This window comes from Streptomyces sp. (genome assembly GCF_050698815.1).
In the GTDB taxonomy this organism is placed as follows: Bacteria; Actinomycetota; Actinomycetes; order Streptomycetales; family Streptomycetaceae; genus Streptomyces.
In genome coordinates, this window is sequence record NZ_JBOHCV010000173.1 from 1 (window position 1) to 3,747 (window position 3,747).

At 70.6% G+C, this 3,747-nt stretch carries 5 protein-coding genes; 3 read left to right on the forward strand and 2 right to left on the reverse strand.

What is annotated here, in order from left to right:
* Together ACRDP3_RS06510 and ACRDP3_RS06515 are read left to right on the forward strand one after the other, a co-directional pair.
* On the forward strand, positions 1–389 hold a 389-nt coding region (locus ACRDP3_RS06510), incomplete at its 5' end, for an SDR family oxidoreductase (protein WP_431515864.1).
* A gap of 1 nt (position 390) precedes the next feature.
* A complete protein-coding gene (locus ACRDP3_RS06515; RefSeq protein ID WP_431515865.1) occupies positions 391–1,614 on the forward strand; it encodes an MFS transporter in 1,224 nt (407 codons plus the stop codon).
* Positions 1,615–1,683: 69 nt separating this feature from the next.
* On the opposite strand, the gene ACRDP3_RS06520 is transcribed toward ACRDP3_RS06515, so the two are convergent.
* Both ACRDP3_RS06520 and ACRDP3_RS06525 read right to left on the reverse strand, forming a co-directional pair.
* On the reverse strand, positions 1,684–2,028 hold the full coding sequence (locus tag ACRDP3_RS06520) for a hypothetical protein (RefSeq protein WP_431515866.1): 345 nt from the start codon (positions 2,026–2,028) through the stop codon (positions 1,684–1,686).
* Between the two features lie 188 nt (positions 2,029–2,216).
* Positions 2,217–3,059 carry an aldo/keto reductase gene (locus ACRDP3_RS06525; RefSeq protein ID WP_431515867.1) on the reverse strand — a complete coding sequence of 281 codons (843 nt, stop codon included), beginning with the start codon at positions 3,057–3,059 and terminating at the stop codon, positions 2,217–2,219.
* A gap of 86 nt (positions 3,060–3,145) precedes the next feature.
* On the opposite strand from ACRDP3_RS06525, the gene ACRDP3_RS06530 reads away from it, so the two are divergent.
* Positions 3,146–3,747, forward strand: a 602-nt coding sequence (locus ACRDP3_RS06530) for an alpha/beta fold hydrolase (protein ID WP_431515868.1), incomplete at its 3' end; no start/stop codon positions are given.

Sequence of the window (3,747 nt, forward strand, 5' to 3'; positions counted from 1 at the left end):
TAGGCCGGCACATGATCGACGCCGGGTGGGGTCGCATCGTCAACATCTCGAGCATCTCGGCGGTCGGCGACGCCGGCCGGGTCGGCTATGCCAGCGCGAAGGCCGGTCTGATCGGCTTCACCAAGACCCTGGCCCTCGAACTCGGACCGCGCGGCATCACCGCCAACGCCATCGCGCCCCGCTTCGTCGTGAGCGACATGACCAGAGCGTCCGCCCGCAGACTCGGCCTCGACTTCGCCGACTTCCAGCGCAACGCGGCCCAGTCCATCCCGGTCCGCAGGGTCGGTCGGCCCGGGGACATCGCGCACACCGCGTCGTACCTGGTGAGCCCCGATGCGGGGTTCGTCTCCGGCCAAGTGCTCTACGTGGCCGGCGGCCCGGTCGACTGACGTGACCGGCACCGGCGCCCTGGAGCGCCCCACGTCTCCGGTCAGCCGCTGGCCGATCCTGCTCCTGGCCCTCACCTGCGGCGTGGCCGTGGGCAACGTCTACTTCCCCCAGGCCATCAGCCCGTTGGTCGCCACCGGACTGCGAGTGTCCCCCGACTCGGCCGCCCTGGTGGTGACCGCGGTGCAGTTCGGATACGCGGCGGGGATCTTCCTGCTGGTGCCGCTCGGTGACCGGATCCCGCCCCGCCCGTTGATCGTCACTCTGCTCGGCCTCACCGGCCTGGGACTGCTCGCCGCGAGCACCGCGTCGGCGCTTCCGCCCCTGATCGGCGCGAGCGCCCTCATCGGCCTTGCCACGGTGATCGCCCCCATCGTCGGCCCGATGGCGGCCGGCCTGGTGGCCGAAGACCGCCGCGGCGTGGTCAACGGCATGCTGCTGAGCGGCTCCATCGGCGGCATGCTGCTCTCTCGCGCACTCGGCGGGACGATGGGCGAGTGGCTGGGTTGGCGGGCCCCCTACCTGATGGCGGCGGCACTCACCGTGATCATCGCGACGCTGCTGGCGCGCGCACTGCCGACGACGTCCCCGCCGTCGAGGCAGCGCTATCCGGCCCTGCTGGCAGAGTCGTTGCGCCTGCTGCGCACCGAACCCGACCTGCGTCGCTCCTGCTTCTACCAAGCCACGGTGTTCGCCGGTTTCTCCGCCGTCTGGACCAACGTCGCACTCCTGCTCACCGGCCCGGCGTACGGCATGGGTGCACAGGCGGTCGGGGCCCTCGCCCTGGTCAACGCCGGGACCATGGTCTGCACACCTCTCGCGGGACGCCAGGTGGACCGCTTGGGACCCGACGCGGTCAACCTCGTCTGCATGCTTGGCGTCATCGCCTCGGCCGTCGTCCTCGCCTTCGGCAGCCTCGGCGGTGCGCTGGGCCTGGCGGCCTTGGTGCTGGGCACCTTGCTGCTCGATGTCGGCATGCAGTCCGGCATGGTCGCCAACCAGGTACGGATCTACGCACTGCGCGCCGAGGTCCGCAGCAGACTCAACACCGCCTACATGACCTGCGCGTACGTCGGCGGCGGTGCGGGTTCCTGGATCGCGGCCCGCGCCTATACGTATGTCGGGTGGCTGGGTGTGTGCACGCTGGTCGCACTCCTCGCCGCAGCGGCCCTGGCCCGCCACCTGCAAGCTGTCGGGTCAGCTGCGCGTCAGCTCGACGCCCGTTAACCGCCCGCGGGTGGGGCTCCGCCCCGGTACGGGCTCGGATCGGCTCGTACCGGGGCGGCGGAAAACTGGTTAGGAGAAGACGACCGAACGCACCTTCAGACGCTCGGAGGCATGGCCGACATGGGGGCGCAGGCTGAAGTACGGCCCCGAGCAGTCGGTGCCGGCGAAGACCGTCGCGGTCGAGCCGGTGAAGTTCCTCGGCGTGTGCGCGGGCGTCGTCCAGTCGGACGCGACCTCGGGGAGGGTGAGGCACACACCGCTCGGCGGGTCGGTGAGTTGGCCGGCCTGCGGGGTTCCGCTGGAGTCGTTGTAGACGTAGGTGAATTCTCCCTGAGCGGCACTGGCGGAACCAGGCAGGGAAATCGCGAGCACGAGGGCACCGGCAGCGGCACCGAGCACGTGACGAAGAGGCATGAGCACCTTCTTTGTGTGGGGAGTTTCCATTCCACCCCGCCACTTCCCATCGGGCGTCTCCTGATCTGCCGCATCACCGGTACGAGGGCTGACGAATCGATCCGCCTTACGCCAATGGGCTGTACGCCGCGCCGAGTGCTCTGACGCCGCTCAAGGCTGCCCCACCAGGGAAGCGGCCGAAACCGAAGTCACCGCATCTGTTCGGTCAACCGGTCGAGGCGGTCGCGATGGGCTGGAGTCAGGCGGAGGTGTGCCGCAGCGAGGTTCTCCTCCAGGTGGTCGATCCGGGCGGTGCCCGGAATCGGGAGGATGACCGGTGAGTGGTCCAGAAGCCACGCGAGCGCGACCTGAGCCGGGGTGGCGCCGAGTTCGGCCGCCACAGCACCGATCTCAGCCGTCGCGCCTGACGCCGCTCCAGCGACCGGCCGCCACGGCAGAAACGCGATCCCCGCCGCCTCGCACGCCGCGAGCACAGGCTCGTGCTCGCGGTCGACCAGGCTGTACCGGTTCTGCACACTCACGACGTCGATGATCTCCCGCGCCTGGTCGAGCTCGGCGACCGTGACCTCGGACAGCCCGATCCGTCCTACCTTGCCCTCGGCCTGGAGCTCCCGCAGCGAGCCGAGCTGGTCGGCCAGGGTCACCTCCGGGTCGATGCGGTGCAACTGGAGCAGCTCGATCCGCTCGACGCGCAGTCGGCGCAGGGCCTGTTCGAACTGATCGCGCAGGACGTCCCGCCGCCCGTCGAACTTCCACTCACCTGCGGGGCCCGTTTGCGCGACACCGACCTTGGTGGTGATGAGCAGCCCGTCCGCGTACGGGTACAGAGCCTCCGCGAGGAGCTCCTCGTTGGCTCCGGCGCCGTACAGATGGGCCGTATCGATCAGTGTGATGCCCAATTCCACGGCCCGTCGGGCGACCGCGAGGGAGGCTTCGCGGGCGGGGCCAGGCTCCGTCGTCAGGCGCATGGCTCCGAACCCCAGCCGCCCTACGGCCAGATCTCCACCGATGCGAAACGTGGTCAATGCCATCCGCTGCCTACGCCCCCTTGCTTCACCGGCCGCCATCCCTGACCGCGTACCGTCCCTGTGTTCGGTCTAGTCTCGCCCCAGAGGGTGTGACCGGACAGTTGGAGGTCTTGGTGGCGGAGTATGCGGAGTACGCCGATACGAAGGCCGGCCCCGTCCGGCTGGCGTACCACGGCGCCGGAGACGGCGGGACGCCGATCGTCTTCGTGCACGGCGCGTCCTGCGACAGCTCCTATTTCGCCCCGCAGTTCACGCACTTCGCGCGGTCCCACGCCGTCGCGGCCCTGGACCTGCGAGGTCACGGCGACAGCACCCGCCCGGACCCGGCCGTCCCCGGCGCGTACGACGTCGGCGCCTTCGCCGACGACACCCTCGCCGTCGCCGCAGCGGCGGGCTTCGACCGTCCTGTCGTCATCGGTCACAGCCTCGGCGGCCTGGTCGCGCTGGCGTGCGCGGCCCGGCCCGACGCCGTACGGGCGGCGGTGCTGGTCGACTCGGCGCCGATTCTGAACGAGCGGCACAAGGCGTTCTTCGCCCGTACCGCCGAGGACATCGCGGCTGACGCGAACGGCGACTGGCGCCGGGGCTACATCGGCAAGCTGCTCCCGCCCTCGGACACCCACCGCCGGGCCGAGATCATCACCGGGGCCGGCGCACTGCCGCCGGCTGTCGCCGCCGCGACGTGGCGCGC

What these genes read in the sequence shown, in the direction of transcription:
- ACRDP3_RS06520 (WP_431515866.1), bottom strand. Translation starts at nt 2,028, where the DNA reads ATGCCTCTTCGTCACGTGCTCGGTGCCGCTGCCGGTGCCCTCGTGCTC.
- ACRDP3_RS06525 (WP_431515867.1), bottom strand. Translation starts at nt 3,059, where the DNA reads ATGGCATTGACCACGTTTCGCATCGGTGGAGATCTGGCCGTAGGGCGG.